14 protein-coding genes are annotated in these 17,814 nt (G+C 61.9%); 7 read left to right on the plus strand and 7 right to left on the minus strand.

Going from position 1 to position 17,814, the window contains the following annotated elements; translation table 11 throughout:
* Positions 1–67 precede the first annotated feature (67 nt).
* The 3 genes from PspCFBP13509_RS04310 to asd are packed head-to-tail and all read left to right on the plus strand — an operon-like array spanning position 68 to position 3,354.
* Positions 68–1,603: an HDOD domain-containing protein gene (locus PspCFBP13509_RS04310; RefSeq protein WP_137211607.1), complete on the plus strand. Its 1,536-nt coding sequence runs from the start codon at positions 68–70 to the stop codon at positions 1,601–1,603.
* A 58-nt stretch (positions 1,604–1,661) separates the two neighbouring features.
* Positions 1,662–2,477, plus strand: coding sequence for a rhodanese-like domain-containing protein (locus PspCFBP13509_RS04315; RefSeq protein WP_065946609.1), 816 nt, complete (start codon positions 1,662–1,664; stop codon positions 2,475–2,477).
* 16 nt (positions 2,478–2,493) lie between these two features.
* Positions 2,494–3,354, plus strand: coding sequence for an archaetidylserine decarboxylase (gene asd, locus PspCFBP13509_RS04320; RefSeq protein WP_137211608.1), 861 nt, complete (start codon positions 2,494–2,496; stop codon positions 3,352–3,354).
* A gap of 48 nt (positions 3,355–3,402) precedes the next feature.
* On the opposite strand, the gene serB is transcribed toward asd, so the two are convergent.
* Entirely contained in the window at positions 3,403–4,617 is a 1,215-nt protein-coding gene (serB, locus tag PspCFBP13509_RS04325; RefSeq protein ID WP_065925636.1) for a phosphoserine phosphatase SerB, read from the minus strand.
* Positions 4,618–4,750: 133 nt separating this feature from the next.
* Here serB and PspCFBP13509_RS04330 point away from each other — a divergent pair, with 133 nt between their 5' ends.
* The gene (locus tag PspCFBP13509_RS04330; RefSeq protein WP_027604913.1) at positions 4,751–6,283 is read left to right on the plus strand and encodes an AhpA/YtjB family protein; all 1,533 of its coding nucleotides are present in this window, start codon (positions 4,751–4,753) and stop codon (positions 6,281–6,283) included.
* Between the two features lie 241 nt (positions 6,284–6,524).
* Here PspCFBP13509_RS04330 and PspCFBP13509_RS04335 read toward each other — a convergent pair whose 3' ends face one another.
* The 5 genes from PspCFBP13509_RS04335 to PspCFBP13509_RS04355 form a co-directional block, all read right to left on the minus strand.
* Positions 6,525–7,235, minus strand: coding sequence for a PqiC family protein (locus PspCFBP13509_RS04335; protein ID WP_027604914.1), 711 nt, complete (start codon positions 7,233–7,235; stop codon positions 6,525–6,527).
* Positions 7,236–7,408: 173 nt separating this feature from the next.
* A complete protein-coding gene (gene parC, locus PspCFBP13509_RS04340) occupies positions 7,409–9,673 on the minus strand; it encodes a DNA topoisomerase IV subunit A (protein WP_065925637.1) in 2,265 nt (754 codons plus the stop codon).
* Between the two features lie 73 nt (positions 9,674–9,746).
* The gene (locus tag PspCFBP13509_RS04345; protein ID WP_065925638.1) at positions 9,747–10,742 is read right to left on the minus strand and encodes an esterase-like activity of phytase family protein; all 996 of its coding nucleotides are present in this window, start codon (positions 10,740–10,742) and stop codon (positions 9,747–9,749) included.
* Complete coding sequence (parE, locus tag PspCFBP13509_RS04350) at positions 10,742–12,646, minus strand: DNA topoisomerase IV subunit B (protein ID WP_027604917.1); 1,905 nt, start codon at positions 12,644–12,646, stop codon at positions 10,742–10,744. Before parE ends, PspCFBP13509_RS04345 begins: the two co-directional genes overlap by 1 nt.
* 54 nt (positions 12,647–12,700) lie before the next feature.
* Entirely contained in the window at positions 12,701–13,309 is a 609-nt protein-coding gene (locus PspCFBP13509_RS04355) for a YqiA/YcfP family alpha/beta fold hydrolase (protein ID WP_137211609.1), read from the minus strand.
* A 154-nt stretch (positions 13,310–13,463) separates the two neighbouring features.
* Here PspCFBP13509_RS04355 and PspCFBP13509_RS04360 point away from each other — a divergent pair, with 154 nt between their 5' ends.
* The 3 genes from PspCFBP13509_RS04360 (at position 13,464) to PspCFBP13509_RS04370 (ending at position 16,966) form a co-directional block, all read left to right on the plus strand.
* On the plus strand, positions 13,464–14,372 hold the full coding sequence (locus PspCFBP13509_RS04360) for a LysR family transcriptional regulator (RefSeq protein WP_065925844.1): 909 nt from the start codon (positions 13,464–13,466) through the stop codon (positions 14,370–14,372).
* Between the two features lie 218 nt (positions 14,373–14,590).
* A complete protein-coding gene (locus PspCFBP13509_RS04365) occupies positions 14,591–15,907 on the plus strand; it encodes an MFS transporter (protein WP_065946613.1) in 1,317 nt (438 codons plus the stop codon).
* A gap of 75 nt (positions 15,908–15,982) precedes the next feature.
* On the plus strand, positions 15,983–16,966 hold the full coding sequence (locus tag PspCFBP13509_RS04370) for a M14 family metallopeptidase (RefSeq protein ID WP_137211610.1): 984 nt from the start codon (positions 15,983–15,985) through the stop codon (positions 16,964–16,966).
* Between the two features lie 11 nt (positions 16,967–16,977).
* Here PspCFBP13509_RS04370 and cpdA read toward each other — a convergent pair whose 3' ends face one another.
* Positions 16,978–17,790, minus strand: coding sequence for a 3',5'-cyclic-AMP phosphodiesterase (gene cpdA, locus PspCFBP13509_RS04375; RefSeq protein WP_065925642.1), 813 nt, complete (start codon positions 17,788–17,790; stop codon positions 16,978–16,980).
* Between the last annotated feature and the right edge of the window lie 24 nt (positions 17,791–17,814).

A 17,814-nucleotide genomic window follows, 5' to 3' on the forward strand; every position in this document is an offset into this window, starting at 1 on the left:
TTAAGGCGAAAAGCCAGTTCGGCCCGCTCCGGGTGTGTTGACCGCAAGTGATGATCGCGCCCCAATCATGGCTAATGAAACGACAGTCCCAACTGCAAAACCTGCTTCTCTAGCCGCTTGGATCAAGCGCCTGGACGAAGTGCTGCTGCCTGTTCCACAGGCCAGCCATGACCGCGTGTGCAAAGCCATCCGCGATAGCCGCAGTTCGTTGCGAGATATTGCCGAGCTGATGCAAAACAGCCCGGCCCTCGTACTCAGCGTCATGCGCGAGGCCAACAGCCACACCCATGGCAGCCTGACGGCGCCGGCGGAAAACCTCGAAGTGGCGCTTAACCGCCTGGGCCTCAAACGCGCCGAGGAACTGCTGGCACGCCTGCCGTCAGTGCCGGCCCATGAAATTCCCGTAGCGCTGCGCCAGTTGCTGCTGGTCAGCCAGCACGCCTCGCAACAAGCCAATGGATTGTTCGGCAGTCGCCTGGCGCGGCTGTGGCAGGACATTCATTGGGGCAGCCTGCTGTTTCTTTCACCGCTGTGGCCGATGGCCGTTGCCTACCCCAAGCTCCTGGAAGAATGGGAACTGCGGGTCATCCACAAGGGCGAGTCGGCACGCAAGGTCGAACAGGCATTGTTCGGCGTGCGCCTGCTGGACCTGTGCCTCGGCCTGACCGAGACCTGGCACCTGCCGATCTGGGTGTCCCAGGGGTATACCTTGCTGCGGACCGAGCAGCGCTTGCTGGTCAAGGCCCTGCACATCGCCCGCGAAGACGACCCTCTTCGTCACCAGCAATTGCTCGACGCCGATCCCAACCTGCGCCGCTGGTTGAATCAGCCGGCCAATACGGTACTGCTGGCCAACGGCCTGGCGATGTCGGCCCAGGAGTCCTGGACCTGCCCGCACACCCAGCGCTGGCAATACCTCACCGCGTTGTACCTGCAACAGCCCCTGGGCGAAGTGCAGCAACAGGTCCACCAGCAAGCCGTCACCAGTGCCCGCGACACCTTGATGCCCGATCTCTGGCACCCGGCGCTGTCGCTGATCTGGCCGTGGCATGTACACAAGATTCATCGCGGCCTGTTACCGGCACCACCGCCCACCGCCGAAGCCCTGGCCGTCTGGCGCAAGCGTTGTACCGAACTGCTGGTGGAGCCGAGCCGTTTTGCCAACGCCATGCATTTGACCACGTGCGCCAAGGAAGCCCTGGTGGCCAGCGGCATGCAGCGCGTCCTGTTATTTATGGCCGATCGAGCCCTGAGCACCTTGCGTGTGCATCAGGCCGACGGCCTGCCGAAGGACGCCGCCAACCTGAGCCTGGATGTGGTCAACAGCACGCTGCTGCAGCGCCTGCTGGAAAAGTCCGCCCAGGTGCGCCTCACACCGGAAAACCACGCCCAGTTCTCGGCACTGCTGCCGCCGATCCTGCGCCGCCTGTTCACCGGCGAGCACCTGTTGTTGCGGTCCATGAGCTGCAACGGGCGCGTGGTGATGGTGATGATCGCCGACCAGGGCGGCGGGCCGTTCTCGGAAACCACCGTGCAGGCCTTCGGTAAAACTGCCCAATGCATCGAGAAAGCCCTGCACGGCTTTACCAACCGCAGCGCTTGATGCTTGCGCTACAATCGCCGTCCTTTAATCGCCAACATTTGTGCCCAGGAGACCTCACATGCCTGACTTCTCTGGCTTGCCGCTGGTGATCGAGTCCAGTGACCTGCTCGCTCAACTGGATGCCGAACACCTGATTCTGGTGGACCTCACCAGTGCCGCCCGCTACGCCGAAGGGCACATCCCCGGCGCGCATTTCGTTGACCCCAAGCGCACCCAGCTGGGCCAGGCGCCGGCACCCGGCCTGCTGCCCGGCAAGGCCGAGCTTGAGAAACTGTTCGGCGAACTGGGCCACACGCCCGACGCCACCTACGTGGTCTATGACGACGAAGGCGGTGGCTGGGCCGGGCGTTTCATCTGGATGCTCGATGTGATCGGCCACCAGAAATACCACTACCTGGATGGCGGCCTGCTGGCGTGGCTGGAGGGCAAGCACCCGCTCTCCACCGACGTGCCCGTCCCGGCCGGCGGCCCGGTCAGTCTTACGCTGCACGATGGCCCCACCGCCACCCGCGAATACCTGCAAAGCCGTCTTGGGGCTGCCGACCTGGGCATCTGGGATGCGCGTGGCCCGCTGGAATACTCCGGCGAGAAAGTCCTCGCGGCCAAAGGCGGCCACATCCCCGGCGCGGTGAATTTCGAGTGGACTGCCGGCATGGACAAGGCGCGCAACCTGCGCATTCGCCGCGACATGCCGCAGATCCTCGAAGACCTCGGGCTGACCAAAGACAAAGAAATCATCACCCACTGCCAGACTCATCATCGCTCTGGCTTCACCTACCTGGTGGCCAAGGCGCTCGGTTATCCGCGAGTCAAAGGTTATGCCGGTTCCTGGGGCGAATGGGGCAACCACCCCGACACCCCCGTCGAGATTTAAGGTTTAAGGACAGTCAATGAAAAAGCAGTTGTTTATCCTCAGCCAGTACCTGCTGCCGCACCACCTGCTGTCGCGGTTGGCCGGCTGCATCGCCGAGTGCCGCGTGCGCTGGTTCAAGAATGCCTTCACCACGTGGTTCGCCAAGCGCTATCAAGTGGACATGTCCCAGGCCCTGGTAGAAGACGTGACCGCTTACGAGCACTTCAACGCCTTCTTCACCCGCGCCCTGAAAGACGGTGCCCGCCCACTGGACCAGAGCCCTGGCGCAGTGCTGAGCCCAGCCGATGGCGCAGTCAGCCAGCTTGGCCCCATCGAGCACGGTCGTGTGTTCCAGGCCAAAGGCCACAGCTTCAGCGTGCTGGAACTGCTGGGCGGCGATGCAGCGGTCGCTGCGCCGTTCATGGGCGGCGATTTCGCCACCATCTACCTGTCGCCGAAGGACTACCACCGGGTGCATATGCCACTGGCCGGTACCCTGCGTGAAATGGTCTACGTGCCTGGGCGGATTTTCTCGGTGAACCAGACCACCGCCGAAAACGTGCCGGAGTTGTTCGCGCGTAACGAGCGCGTTGTCTGCCTGTTCGACACCGAACGCGGCCCGATGGCCGTGGTATTGGTCGGTGCGATGATTGTGGCGTCGATTGAAACCGTATGGGCCGGCCTGGTGACTCCGCCGAAGCGCGAGCTGAAAACCTTCCGCTATGACGAAGCTGCCCGCGCACCGATTCACCTGGAGAAGGGTGCGGAATTGGGTCGCTTCAAGTTGGGCTCCACTGCGATCGTGCTGTTCGGGCCGGATCAGGTGAAGTGGGCCGAAGAACTGGTGGCGGGTTCGCCGGTGCAGATGGGCCAAGGCATCGCCTTACCTAAAGCCTGACGCCGAACCCAATGTGGGAGGGGTTTGCCCCCTCCCACATTTAGTCAGTTACAACTGACCGTCGCGGTCGCGAAAACCCAGCAGATACAGCACGCCATCCAACCCCAGGGTAGAAATCGCCTGCTTGGCCGATTGCTTGACCAATGGCTTGGCGCGGAATGCCACACCCAAACCGGCAATTGCCAGCATCGGCAGGTCGTTGGCGCCGTCACCGACCGCAATGGTCTGCTCCAGACGCAAACCTTCCTTGTGGGCCAATTCCTTCAGCAGGTCCGCCTTGCGCTGCGCATCGACAATCGGCTCGACCGCGACGCCGGTCACTTTGCCATCCACCACTTCCAATTCGTTGGCGAACACATAGTCGATGCCCAGCTTGGCCTGCAATTGCTTGGCGAAGTAGGTGAAGCCACCCGACAGGATTGCCGTCTTGTAGCCCAGGCGCTTGAGTTCGGCAAACAGGGTTTCGGCGCCTTCGGTCAGGCGCAGCGACGCGCCGATGGAGTCCAGCACGTTCACGTCCAGGCCCTTGAGCAAAGCCAGGCGCTCCTTGAAGCTGGCGCGGAAATCCAATTCCCCGGCCATGGCGCGCTCGGTGATTTCGGAAACCTGCTCACCCACGCCGGCCGCCTTGGCCAACTCGTCGATAACTTCGGCTTCGATCAGCGTGGAGTCCATGTCGAACACCGCCAGGCGGCGATTGCGACGGAAGAGAGAGTCTTCCTGGAAGGCGATATCGACATTCAGCTCCTGGGCCACGCTGAGGAATTCGGCGCGCAGGGCTTGCGGGTCGGCAGGCTCACCGCGCACGGAGAACTCGATGCAGCCCTTGCCCTTGTCGGCCGGGGTGTCCAATGGCATGCGCCCCGACAGACGGTCGATATGGTCGATGTTCAAACCATACTGCGCGGTAATAGAGCTGACGCGCTGCAGCTGTTCGGCGGTGACCTTGCGGGTCAGCAGCGTCACGATATGGCGCTTCTTGCCCTGGCCGGCCACCCACTGCTGGTAATCCGCTTCGGACACCGGGGTGAAACGCACCTGCTGATCGAGCTTATACGCCGTAAACAGGATGTCCTTGAGCACCGATGAGGCCTGCTCGGTGCTGGGGATTTCCACCAGGATGCCGAACGACAGCGTGTCGTGGATCACCGCCTGGCCGATGTCGAGAATGTTCACACCACCCTGGGCCAGAACGCCGGTAATGGCTGCGGTAAGACCTGGGCGGTCTTCACCAGTGATGTTAATCAGGACAATTTCGCGCAAGGCGCACCCCCAGGCTGGAAAAAAACCGCATTCTACCCACTTTCAGTGACCATCGGGCACAGCCAGCGCTTTGCCGGTCTTGGGCCTGTCGCTATACTGCGCGTCAACTTCACGGACCAAGAGCCGAGCTCAAGTGAACCGGCCCACGCCAGTAAAAACCGACAACTTCTTCCTGCTGATCTTCCGGGCACTGCGCCACCGCCGTGTACCGATCGCATTACGCATCGCCAGCCATAACGTGATCCTGGTCGCATTGGCCCTGGTGATCTACGCCTGCGTGATGGGTTTGCAATTCAAGCAGGCCATGCACGAGCAGGCCGACGCCCTGGGCGAGAGCCTGACCACGCAGACCGCCACTTCGGCGACTGAGCTGCTGGTGTCCAACGACATCCTCAGCCTCAACGTGCTGCTCAACAACCTGACCAAGAACCCGCTGGTGGCCCATGCTGCCATCTACAGCGTGGACAACCGCATCATGGCCGAAGCCGGGCAGCGCCCGAAAAACGGCCTGTTGGGCGAAGCCGAAGGCCTGTACCAGAGCAATATCACGTTTCAGGATGTGAAGGCCGGCCAACTGCGTATCAGCCTCGACATGCAGCAGTTCCAGCAGCCGATGACCATCAGCCTGCAAAGCATGGGCATCCTCAGCGCCATCCTGCTGGCATTGGCCCTGGCCCTGAGCCTGCGCCTGGGACGGCATATCTCCACGCCGCTCATGCAACTGCGCATCTGGCTGCGGGACATCGACGAGCACACCCCGGCAACCGACCGCCAGGATGAAATCGGCGACCTTGCCCGCCAGCTGCACGCCAGCTTCGCCCCGGAACCGGTGGTGCCCGAGGTCGAGCCAGAGCCTGAATACGACGACACCGATTACGACGAAGAGCCCGAGTTCGAAGTGCGCAACCTGCGTGACCCGGGCTTCGACGAGCGTCCGCCGGTGGCGGGCCTCAAGCCGGCACCGCGCCATGCCTTCAAGGCCGAAGAAGACGAGCTGGACGATGAAGACCCCTTCGCCGACCTGCGCGATACGTCAGCCGACAGCCCCGCAATCGCCCCCAAGGCGGCGCCGGTACGCAGCAGCGAGCCGCAGTACAGCGCTGTGCTCGCCGTGCAATTGGGTGCCCAGGACCAATTGCGTCGCCTGCCCCGCGCACGCCTGACCGAACTGCTGGAGCGCTACCGCGACTGCCTCGACCAGGCCGCCTCGCTGTACCAGAGCGAACTGCACACCCTGAACGACGGCAGCACGCTGATGCTGTTCCACAGCGAAGACAGCGGCGAAGATTACCTGACCAATGCGATTTGCTGCGGTGAGTTGCTGCGCGCCCTGGGCCATGAATTGCAGATCGAAGTCGCCGACAGCGGGATCACCCTGCAACTGCAACTGGGCCTCACCGTGGGCGACGACCTGTTCGGCATGAGCCAGATCGACCTGCTGCTGACTGAAAACGCCCAGGACGCACTGGCCTTGTCCCAACACAGCCGCAACCTGCTGCTGGTGGAGCGCAAGATCAGTGAAGACACGCTGATCCGCCAGCGCGCGCGTATCCGCCCGATTGCCAGCCCTGAGGGGGCAAGCTGCGTGGAGCGGTTGATGGAGCCGTATCCATCGATGCTGGAGCGGCAGTTGGCACGGATGCATGAGACCCGCTCCAAGCCCTGAAGCACACCGCCGGACTAATGTCTCCTGTAGGAGCGAGCTTGCTCGCGAAAAACGTCAACGATAACGCGTTGTTCCTGAATGAACGCGGCGCCTGTGAGTTTTTCGCGAGCAAGCTCGCTCCTACAAAAAACATTAGGGCTTGCCCCCTCCCACATTTGGATCTCAACAAGCCTCAAGTCAATCGCAGATAAGCAAAAAGGCCCGCTGATTCAGAGGGCCTTTTGTTTGTGTGGCATTCAGATCAGAACCTGAACACTTCCATATCCGTACGGATCGGCGTAGCCATCGGCATCTTCGGCTTTTGCGGCTCTGCCGGCTTGGCCTGTACCGGGGCCGACTTACGGGGCGCCTCGGCGATGGGGGGCTGGTTGGCCAGGGGCTTGAGGGCCACCGACAACTGCTGCGCCAATTGCTGCAGCAGCACGCCCTGGGCCTGAACCTGGGACGCGGTGGTGCCGGCATGTTCTTCCTGCAGGTGCACGATGCGGTTATCACGCACCTGGCCGCGACGGTCGATCAAGCGCCATTGCGCATCGAGGATCGCCGGTTGCGATTTACCGGAGTCGAGCCGGGTAATGGTCAGCAAGACCTGCACATCCGGGCTGAAGCCGGTTGGTGCGGGCGCCAGGACCACACGCTGGCTGTCCAACTGACCGGCCACCTGACGCAACATCAACTGGTTGATGTCAGACGATAAACTGCCTGCCCAACGACCATCGGTGGAACCTTGCAGGCTTCCATCGTTCTGACGTTGCAGCAGGGTTTCGCGTTGCAGGTAGTCGGCGACGACCACCGGCCCGAGCAAAACGGCCATGCCAGCGGTCTGGGCTGGCTGAGCTGGACTTCCGCTGTCCAGCTGGTACAGCGACACAGGCTGGTGTGTGCTGCAACCCGCCAACCCCAAAAGGCCAGCGAGCATCAAAAATAGAGGAACGCGTGGAGCAGTCATCATCCCATCCAGGTGGCTGCCACAAGGCGAACCACAATGTAATACTAAAAATAACCTAAACACGCTCGGCCACGCCGGCGCTGGAAAGGCCATATCATCCGTGAATATGCGCCATGACTCCAGCGCCAAAGCGTCGATCTACGCTTTAAATCGTAGATCGAGGGCTCTAATACGCCTTAAACCGGCGTTTCCACCAGCAAAGCATCCACACGCTGGAAGCCGCGAGGCAGTTTATTACCGCGACGACCACGCTCGCCCTTGTAGTGTTCGAGGTCGTCGGGGCGCAATGACAACGTGCGCTTGCCGGCCTGGAGCACCAGGGTGGCACCTTCCGGGATCACCGCGATGTCGGTCACGTACTCTTCGCGACTGGCCACCCGCTCGCCGGGAATACCAATAATCTTGTTGCCCTTGCCTTTGCCCAACTGCGGCAGATCGCTGATCTTGAACACCAGCAAGCGCCCTTCGGTGGTCACCGACGCCAGCCAGTTGCCTTCGCGGTCTTCCACCGGACGCGGCAGGATGACCTTGGCGTTGTTCGGCAGGCTCAACAACGCCTTGCCCGCCTTGTTCTTGGCCTGCAGGTCTTCACCTTTGACCACGAACCCGTAACCCGCGTCGGAAGCGATCACATACAGAGAATCGTCATCCGGCAGCAGCACACATTCAAAATTCGCCCCAGGTGGCGGCGTCAGGCGACCGGTCAACGGCTCGCCCTGCCCCCGCGCCGATGGCAAGGTATGTGCCGGCACCGAATAACTGCGCCCGGTGGAGTCAATAAACACCGCAAACTGGTTGGAGCGCCCGGCGGCGGCAGTCTTGAAGCCATCACCGGCCTTGTACGACAAGCCAGTGGCGTCAATATCATGCCCTTTGGCTGAGCGAACCCAACCCTTTTCCGACAGAACGACGGTAATTTTCTCGTTCGGCAGCAGTTCGGTCTCTGTCAGCGCCTTGGCTTCGGCACGTTGCACGATTGGCGAACGGCGGTCGTCGCCATAGGTTTCGGCGTCCTTGATCAACTCGCTGCGCACCAGCTTCTTCAGCTTGGCTTCGCTGCCCAGCAGGGCTTGCAGCTTGGCTTGCTCCTTGAGCAGCGCGTCCTGTTCGTCGCGCAGCTTCATCTCTTCCAGGCGTGCCAACTGACGCAAGCGGGTGTCGAGGATGTAGTCGGCCTGGATCTCGCTCAGCTCGAAGCGCGCGATCAGCTCAGCTTTCGGGTGCTCCGCGGTACGGATGATGTGGATCACTTCATCCAGGTTGAGGTAGGCAATCAGCAAGCCGTCCAACAGGTGCAGGCGCCGTTCGACCTTGTCGAGGCGGAACTGCAGGCGGCGGCGTACGGTTTGTATCCGGAACTCCAGCCACTCGACCAGCAGGTTGCGCAGGTTCTTCAACTGCGGCTTGCCGTCCAGGCCGATGATATTGACGTTGACCCGGTAGCTGGACTCCAGCTCAGTGCTGGCAAACAGATGCTGCATCAGCACTTCGTGGTCGACCCGGCTGTTGGTCGGGATGATCACAATACGGCATGGGTTTTCGTGGTCGGACTCGTCACGCAAGTCAGCGACCTGGGGCAATTTCGACGGCTTGGCCTGCATCAGCGCGGCAATCTGTTCCAGCACCTTGGCACCGGACACCTGGTGCGGCAGGGCGGTGACGATAATGTCGCCGTCTTCGATGTGATACACGGCGCGCATGCGCACCGAGCCCTTGCCGGTTTCGTACATCTTCAGCAGGTCGGCGCGCGGCGTGATGATTTCCGCTTCGGTCGGGTAATCCGGGCCCTGGATATGCTCGCACAGCTGCTCGACCGTGGCCTTGGGCTCATCCAGCAAGCGTACGCAGGCGGTGGCGACTTCGCGCAGGTTATGCGGCGGTACGTCGGTGGCCATGCCGACCGCGATACCGGTGGTGCCATTGAGCAGGATATTCGGCAAACGTGCGGGCAACACCAGGGGTTCGTCGAGAGTACCGTCAAAGTTCGGTCCCCAGTTCGCGGTACCCTGGCCCAGTTCGCTGAGCAACACTTCCGAATAGCGCGACAGGCGCGCCTCGGTGTAACGCATGGCCGCGAAGGACTTGGGATCATCCGGCGCACCCCAGTTACCCTGGCCGTCGACGAGGGTGTAGCGGTAGCTGAACGGCTGGGCCATCAGCACCATGGCTTCGTAGCACGCCGAATCGCCGTGGGGGTGGAACTTACCGAGCACGTCACCGACGGTACGCGCCGACTTCTTGTGCTTGGAATCGGCGTCCAGGCCCAACTCACTCATGGCGTAGATGATGCGCCGCTGTACGGGCTTGAGGCCGTCGCCGATATGCGGCAATGCACGGTCCATGATCACGTACATGGAGTAGTTGAGGTAGGCATTTTCGGTGAAGTCAGCCAGCGACCGGCGTTCTACGCCATCTAAGCTGTCTGCGAGGATGTCACTCATGCGGGCCTCATCATTGTTTGGTAAGGCGCAGCGGAAATGCCGCCGCGCCGGATCGATTCAAAAAAGTAGCGGCTCATGGCTGGGCGCTCCAGCCGCCAGCGGGGGCGGCAAAACGATAGACCATGGGGCGTTTTTCACCATCGGCGCGGGGGCCGAAATTATTGTCGATGCCCAGCCAGGCACCGTCTGCGTCCAGCACCAGGGCTTCGGCCAGGCCATAGGGCTGGGCGTAACGCCGCTCGGGCGTCAGGGTTTCGTCGGCGAACGACCAGCACAGCTCGACCTTGGCCGTGACCGTATCGCGCCGGCAGATCTGGAACGCATTGCGCTCCAGGGTAAACAGCTTGCCGTTGAACAGTGACAGATCGGCGAAATCCTTGGACACCGCCTTGGCACCGACGAACTTGGCCGGCTGCATCTCCTGGCCGGCCTCGCTCAGCAACACGCAAGGGCCGTCGCAATCCCACAGGCTTTGCGGGCGCTTGATGGAGATGAGGCCGCGCCGCTCACGCTCCGCAGCCAGCCAGATCTGATTGCCCTCGGGGTTGATTGCCAGGCCTTCGAACAACGCATTGAAGTGCAGCAACATGCCACTGGCCCGGGCTTCACGCACCATGCCCGGGGCGATCTTCAACCATTCAGGCGCACCGCTCACCGGTACTTGCAGCACCGCCGCATGGGCTTCGCTGACAATGTAGCGATTGCCGGCGGCATCGCAGGTGATGCCTTCGAAATCCAGGTCGCCGCCGCGAATGAACGACGCAGCCTTGGTGCGCGAACGCAGCCCCCAGGGCAGCCCGGATTCCGGCACCGGCGGCACATCGATGCTTACCGCTTCGGCTTGCCAGGTCGGCGCACGGGTATCGAGACGGTAGATCTGGTCGTCATCACGATCGGAAACCGTCCACAGCTCCTTGCCACACAGCGCCAGGCCCGACAGGTTCCCGCCGCGCATGCCGTCCACCGGGTGTTCGGACACCAGCTTGAGCTCAGCCACGGGCGCGGCAACTACCGAAGTGGCCACCAGCCCGCTCAACATCAGGATCGCCAGGGCGACACCTGTGCGCATCAGCCCAGGACCTCAGCCAGGTTGCCCTTGGATTCCAGCCAGGACTTGCGGTCCGGCGCGCGTTTCTTCGCCAGCAGCATGTCCATCATTTCCGAGGTGGCGGCGAAGTCTTCCAGGGTCAACTGCACCAGGCGCCGGGTGTTGGGGTCCATGGTGGTCTCACGCAGTTGCGGCGGGTTCATTTCACCCAGGCCCTTGAATCGGGTGACCTGCGGCTTGCCACGCTTCTTCTCGGCCACCAGGCGGTCGAGAATGCCATCGCGCTCGGCTTCGTCCAGGGCGTAGAAAATCTCCTTTCCCAGGTCGATCCGGTACAGCGGCGGCATGGCGACGTAGACGTGACCGGCATCCACCAACGGACGGAAGTGCTGCACGAACAACGCGCACAGCAGGGTCGCGATGTGCAGGCCGTCGGAGTCGGCGTCGGCGAGGATGCAGATCTTGCCGTAGCGCAGCTGGCTCATGTCGGCTGCGCCTGGGTCGACGCCGATGGCCACGGCAATGTTGTGCACTTCCTGGCTGGCAAGGACTTCGCTGCCATCGACTTCCCAGGTATTGAGGATCTTGCCGCGCAACGGCAGGATCGCCTGGAATTCCTTGTCCCGCGCTTGCTTGGCGGAACCACCGGCGGAGTCACCTTCGACCAGGAACAGCTCGGAGCGCATCGGGTCCTGCCCGGCGCAATCGGCCAACTTACCCGGCAATGCCGGGCCCTGGGTAATGCGCTTGCGCTCGACCTTCTTGCTGGCCTTGAGGCGACGGCCGGCGTTGTTGATCGCCAGTTCCGCCAGGGCCAGGCCCAGTTCCGGGTGCTCGTTGAGCCACAGGCTGAAAGCATCCTTGACCACACCGGAGACAAACGCCGCCGCTTCGCGGGACGACAGGCGTTCCTTGGTCTGGCCGGAGAACTGCGGCTCTTGCATTTTCATCGACAGCACGAACGCAATGCGCTCCCACACGTCTTCCGGCGCCAGCTTCACGCCACGCGGCAGCAGGCTGCGGTATTCGCAGAATTCGCGCATGGCATCCAGCAGGCCCTGGCGCAGGCCGTTGACGTGGGTGCCGCCCTGGGCGGTGGGGATCAGGTTGACATAGCTTTCCTGCACGCTGTCGCCGCCTTCGGGCAGCCACAGCAGCGCCCAGTCGACGGCTTCCTTGTTGCCGGCCAGGCTGCCGCAGAACGGCTCGTTGGGCAGGCGTTCGAAATCACTGACGGAGTCTTCCAGGTAGGAACGCAGGCCGTCTTCGTAGTGCCACTCGACTTTCTCGCCAGTGCCTTTGTCTTCAAAGGTCACCAGCAGGCCCGGGCACAATACGGCCTTGGCCTTGAGCACGTGCTTGAGGCGGCTGATGGAGAATTTCGGCGAATCGAAGTACTTAGGGTCCGGCGCGAAGTACACACTGGTGCCGGTATTGCGCTTGCCGACGGTACCGATGACCTGCAGGTCGGTGGCTTTGTAGCCATCGGCGAAGGTCATCTCGTACTCGTTGCCGTCGCGCTTGACCTTGACCCGCACCAACGTGGACAGGGCGTTGACCACGGAAATACCCACACCGTGCAAGCCACCGGAGAACTGGTAGTTCTTGTTGGAGAACTTGCCGCCGGCGTGCAGCTTGGTGAGGATCAGCTCGACGCCCGACACACCCTCTTCCGGGTGAATGTCCACCGGCATGCCGCGACCATCGTCGGACACTTCCAGGGAGTGGTCGGCGTGAAGAATGACGTGCACCGACTTGGCGTGCCCGGCCAAGGCTTCGTCGACGCTGTTGTCGATGACTTCCTGGGCAAGGTGGTTCGGCCGGCTGGTGTCGGTGTACATGCCGGGGCGTTTGCGCACCGGGTCGAGGCCCGAGAGGACTTCGATGGCGTCGGCGTTATAAGAGCTAGCGCTGGGAGTGGCCATGGGGTCTCGTCGTGAGTCGTTCGATTAAAAAGTAACCTGCAATTTCCAAGGCAATTACAGTGCCGAGAAATCGAAGGATTGATACTGATCTGCGCCAATGCCGGCAAAACTCAACAATGCCGGTAATTGCTGGGCAAACCCCTGGTAACCATGGTCGCCACCGGCCTGGATGCGCAAGGCACAGGCCCGGTAATACTGCTGGGCGAGGCGATAATCCAGTGTTTCATCGCCGGTCTGCAACCACACCTGGTAACGCGCGGCGTCCTGGGGCGCCGGTACTTCCAGCTCGGCCAGCGCCGTGACATGGTCGTGGGTCAGTTCCCAGGTTTCATCGGTGTAGAGGTTCTTCTGGGTGCCCAGGTAACCGTCGAACATCCGATGGGGGCTGACCGCCGGGTTGACCAGGAGAGCCTTGAGGCCATGGCGCTCGGCAAGATGGGTTGCATAGTAGCCGCCGAGCGAGCTGCCGACCAGCAGCGGCCGCCCCAGCTGGGCAATGGCTTCCTCCAATTGAGGAATTGCCTGACGGGGATGGTGATGCAGGGCCGGCACGCGCAATTGATCAGCCAGGCCCAGGGTGTCCATCACGGTAACCAGCTGGCAGGCCTTGTTGGACGCGGGCGCACTGTTGAAACCGTGGATATACAGGATCGAAGCGGACATGCCGGGGCCTCGCTGGGGCTGCCAAAGAGGCGCAGTTTACAGGGAACAGGGGGCTTGTGGGTGCAGCCGATCGCCGCTGACGGTACTATCTGCGGCTCGGGAACCCGGATATATGGCCGGAGGCCAGTGGCCCGACTTCAAGCGGGGAAACACCATGCAACTTGAATGGCTTGAGGATTTTGTCGAACTGGCGCGCACTCGCAGCCTGTCGCGTGCCGCCGAAAATCGCTGTGTCACGCATCCAGCGTTCGGTCGACGTATCCGGGCGCTGGAAGAATGGGTCGGCACGCCATTGATCGAGCGCAAGCAACCCCTGTCACTGACACCCTGCGGCCTGCTGTTCCTTGATGCCGCCACTCAATCGCTGGAATTGCTGGGCACTGTCAGAGCGCAGTTCAAAAATGACACCCTCAGCCGCGACGAACCGGTGCGCATCGCCACCGGCCGGACCCTGGCCTGTGACTTTTTCCCCGATTGGTACGAGTCATTGCACCCGAAACTGGGCAGCTTTGCGGTGTCATTGCTCACCAGCGGTGCGCAAGAAGCGATCAGCCGGTTGTCCGCCGGCGAGGTTGATCTGCTGCTGAGTTTTTCCAGCCCGCTGACCCAGACGCTGTTGGACCCGGAGCATTTCGACTCCCGAGTACTGGCCAAGGAGGAACTGCTACCGGTCAGCGCCCCGAGCGCCCCTGGACAGCCGCAACTGCAGATACTCGCCGACAGCAACGCCCTGCCCATCCCTTGGCTGGCCTTCTCACCCACTCTGACACTGCGCAGCGTACTGGCCCGGCATTTGGATCGACTGCCGCAGCGCCTGGCGCTGCGAATGGTTTACCAAGCGGACTCCTATGACGCCATTCTGGAAATGGCCAAGCGTGGCCGGGGGCTGGCGTGGTTGCCGCGCATGGTCGTCAACGACGCGCTGGCATCGGGCGAGCTGCTGATGGCGGGGGGCGCCGAATTTTGCGTCAGTTTCGACGTTTCGCTGCATCGCCTGCGCGCCAACCGGAGCGAGATGGTGATGAGGATATGGACAGCCTTGACCCCCTCCACCACCCAGTAGCCGGATTTACGCGCTCTATCACCGCTGCCGGCAACAACCTGCCGGGTCGTGCCGAAACAGCTCAAATCTGTGCCGAAAGAGCAATTGCCGTTCTGCCGCCTTTGGTTCACTTTCATCCGGGCTTTCACCCATAACAATTAACGCCTTCGATGTCGCCAGGCCGCGCTGCGGTTCGGAGAGTCCGTAGGCCAACAGTGAAACAAACCCGGTGCACACTCATGACAACTCAATCATCCGCCTTATCATCGGCCCAAGCTCCCACCCGGCGCGGCCCATGGAAAGAGATCATCGCTGCCAGCGTCGGCAACGCGCTGGAGTTCTATGACTTACTGATCTATGGCTATTTTGCAGTCGTCATCGGCAAACAGTTTTTTCCGTCCGATAACGAAACCACCTCATTGCTGCTGGCCGTAGGCTCGTTCGGCATTTCCTTTTTGATGCGCCCGCTGGGCGCCATTGTGCTCGGTTCATACACCGACAGAGCCGGACGAAAGGCGTCATTGACGCTGTCGATCATGATCATGCTGGTCGGCACCGCAATGATTACGTTCGCCCCGACCTACGAGCAGATCGGCCTGGCGGCGCCGCTGCTGATCATCGTTGCCCGCATGCTCCAGGGGTTTTCCACGGGCGGCGAATTTGGCGCGGCGACCGCGTTCATGGTCGAACACGCCGACGCCGGGCGACGGGGTTTCTTTGCCAGCTGGCAATTGTCTACCCAGGGGCTGGCAACTGTGCTGGCGGCGGGTGTCAGTGCGATCCTCAGCTATGCGCTGTCGGATGTGCAGTTGAACGATTGGGGCTGGCGTGTAGCCTTCGGCTTCGGCCTGCTGATCGGGCCGGTAGGCTTTTACATTCGCAGACAAATCGATGAAACGCCGGACTTCAAGAAAAACGTAGCCAACGTAGCGGTCAAGACCCCACTGCGGGATGTCCTGATCAAAGGGCACGTCAGCCTGTTGCTGGCTATCGGCGTGGTGGCGGGCGCGACCGCATTCAATTACGTGCATAAGCTGTACATGCCGATCTACGCCTTTAAACAACTGAGCATCACTGCCACGTCGTCCTACCTGGGGGCCCTGATGACCGGCATTACGTTGATGCTCATGGCCCCGATTTTCGGTGGGCTTTCCGATCGCCACGGGCGATTCCGAGTGTTGACCATCGCCTTGTCGATTACCGGACTGTCGTCTTATCCGATGTTCCTGCTGCTCAATATCTTCCCCAGTTTCTCCACGCTGCTGGTCGTGCAAGCGCTTGTCGGCGTATTGATTGCGGCCTGCCTGGGGCCAATCCCGGCAATGCTTGCCGACATCTTCCCAACCAGCATTCGCGGTACTGGGCTGGCGCTGAGCTACAACTTTTCCGTGACCCTGTTTGGTGGTTTCGCCCCGTTGATCGTGACCTGGATGATCGAGGCAAGCGGCAGCAAACTGGCGCCGAGCTTTTATGTGATGGCAACCATTTTGATCAGCGTACTGGCGATCGCCTGCCTGGGCCGGCGCATGCGCAGCGCCCATCCCTGCGCCAGTTAAGGGCCGCGAGTCCCCCCTGCTTGTCGCGGCTCGCCCCCGCGACAAGGTACCCACCTTGAGCCCTCGGAGGCAGACATGAAAACCCTTGAGCAGGTTCGTGCATCACTGACACCGTACCCTGTGGAAGTCGAGTTCCCCGATCTCAGCCAATGGAAAGCTGGCAACTGCGGGGTCGACTATGTCCACAGTTTTGACAGCGGCACGCCTGGGCCACATGTGCTGGTCATGGCACTGACCCATGGCAATGAAGTCAGCGGAGCAATCGCAGTAGACGCCTTGCTGCGCAGCGGCGTGCGCCCTCGCAAAGGCCGTTTGTCACTGGCGTTCGGCAATATCGAGGCCTATCACCGCTTCGACCCACACGACATTGACGCCACCCGTTTTGTCGACGAGGACATGAACCGTGTCTGGCTACCATCAACACTGGACGGCGACCGAGACTCCGTGGAACTGCGTCGCGCACGTGAGCTGCGACCGCTGATCGACAGTGTCGACTTGCTGCTCGATATCCATTCGATGCACGAAGAATCCCCACCACTGATGATGTGTGGGGCCTGCGCCAAAGGCCTGAAATTCGCAAAATCGTTAGGCGTACCGGCAACCGTGGTGGTCGACGCCGGCCACGCCAATGGCCGGCGTATGCGTGACTATGGTGGGTTTGGCGATCCCGCCAGCCAAAAAAACGCACTGCTGATCGAGACCGGCCAACATTTTTCTAAAAAAAGCCAACACGTCGCCCTCGATATTGCCGCACGCTTCCTGATGGCGACTGATGCAGTCGCCGAGGCCGACGTCTTGAAGCTCCTGAGCCAGGAAAAGCCGGGGCCCCAGCAATGCCTGCAAGTCACTGAACCGGTGATCGCCCACAGCATGGACTTCCGTTTTACCGATGACTTCCGCGGCCTTGAGCGCATAGCCCAGGCTGGAACAGTGATCGCTCGGGACGACCGGCGCGAGATCGTCACACCCCATGACGACTGCGTGTTGATCCAGCCCTCGCTGCGGCAGTTGGGTCCAGGGGTTACGGTAGTGAGGCTGGCGAAGGTTCTGGATATTTAGCCGCCGAGACGTCAATAGCCGTCACTGCCGTAGTCCACCTGGAAGGCGAAGCCTTCGACCCGCTCCACCCCGGTCTCCAACCGTCCGTCGGCATAAAGGCGCAACCAACGATAACCCGGCGCTTGCTCGCTGACCTTGAAATCCTCGCTGCCCGGCGCGAACTGGATGCAGGTGGACGGCGAAGCCAGCAGGCGCACGCCGTTGCGCTCGCGGTCGATCTCCTGGTGCACGTGGCCCCAGAGCACTGCCCTCACCTGCGGAAAACGGTCCAGCACGGCAAACAACGCATCGGGGTTGCGCAAGCCGATAGGTTCCATCCACGCACAGCCGATGGGCACCGGGTGATGGTGGAAACACACCAGATGATGGCGGTTCGGGGCTTCGCTCAAGGCTTGAGCCAGCAATTGCAGCTGCGAATCCTGCAGGTAGCCCGGCACCGAGCCCGGCACGGCGGAGTCGAGCAGGGTGATACGCCAGTTGCCGACGTCCACTACGGGCTCCAGCAGGTCACTGTGCGCGGCGGCGTGCACCATAATCTGCGGTTCGTCGTGATTACCGGGAATCCAGCGCGCCGGGGCCTTGATCTGCTGAGTCAGGTCACGAAATGCCTGGTAAGACGCCAGCGTACCGTCCTGGGACAAGTCCCCCGTGGCCACTACCAGGTCGATGTGCGGCTGTTGCTGGCGCACCAATCCAATCACCCGCTGCAGGCTCTCACGGGTGTTCATGCCCAACAGCAGGCTGTCGGCCTCGGCAAACAGGTGGCTGTCGGACAGCTGCACCAGCAGCGCAGCATCGGGGTTCAAGGTGGATACGCTCGGCAAGGCGCTCTCCCAAGGCAATCACAG

The organism is Pseudomonas sp. CFBP13509, from assembly GCF_005233485.1.
GTDB classification, from domain to species: domain Bacteria; phylum Pseudomonadota; class Gammaproteobacteria; order Pseudomonadales; family Pseudomonadaceae; genus Aquipseudomonas; species Aquipseudomonas marginalis.

What these genes read in the sequence shown, in the direction of transcription:
- PspCFBP13509_RS04310 (WP_137211607.1), top strand. Translation starts at nt 68, where the DNA reads ATGGCTAATGAAACGACAGTCCCAACTGCAAAACCTGCTTCTCTAGCC.
- PspCFBP13509_RS04315 (WP_065946609.1), top strand. Translation starts at nt 1,662, where the DNA reads ATGCCTGACTTCTCTGGCTTGCCGCTGGTGATCGAGTCCAGTGACCTG.
- asd (WP_137211608.1), top strand. Translation starts at nt 2,494, where the DNA reads ATGAAAAAGCAGTTGTTTATCCTCAGCCAGTACCTGCTGCCGCACCAC.
- PspCFBP13509_RS04335 (WP_027604914.1), bottom strand. Translation starts at nt 7,235, where the DNA reads ATGATGACTGCTCCACGCGTTCCTCTATTTTTGATGCTCGCTGGCCTT.
- parC (WP_065925637.1), bottom strand. Translation starts at nt 9,673, where the DNA reads ATGAGTGACATCCTCGCAGACAGCTTAGATGGCGTAGAACGCCGGTCG.
- PspCFBP13509_RS04345 (WP_065925638.1), bottom strand. Translation starts at nt 10,742, where the DNA reads ATGCGCACAGGTGTCGCCCTGGCGATCCTGATGTTGAGCGGGCTGGTG.
- parE (WP_027604917.1), bottom strand. Translation starts at nt 12,646, where the DNA reads ATGGCCACTCCCAGCGCTAGCTCTTATAACGCCGACGCCATCGAAGTC.
- PspCFBP13509_RS04355 (WP_137211609.1), bottom strand. Translation starts at nt 13,309, where the DNA reads ATGTCCGCTTCGATCCTGTATATCCACGGTTTCAACAGTGCGCCCGCG.
- PspCFBP13509_RS04360 (WP_065925844.1), top strand. Translation starts at nt 13,464, where the DNA reads ATGCAACTTGAATGGCTTGAGGATTTTGTCGAACTGGCGCGCACTCGC.
- PspCFBP13509_RS04365 (WP_065946613.1), top strand. Translation starts at nt 14,591, where the DNA reads ATGACAACTCAATCATCCGCCTTATCATCGGCCCAAGCTCCCACCCGG.
- PspCFBP13509_RS04370 (WP_137211610.1), top strand. Translation starts at nt 15,983, where the DNA reads ATGAAAACCCTTGAGCAGGTTCGTGCATCACTGACACCGTACCCTGTG.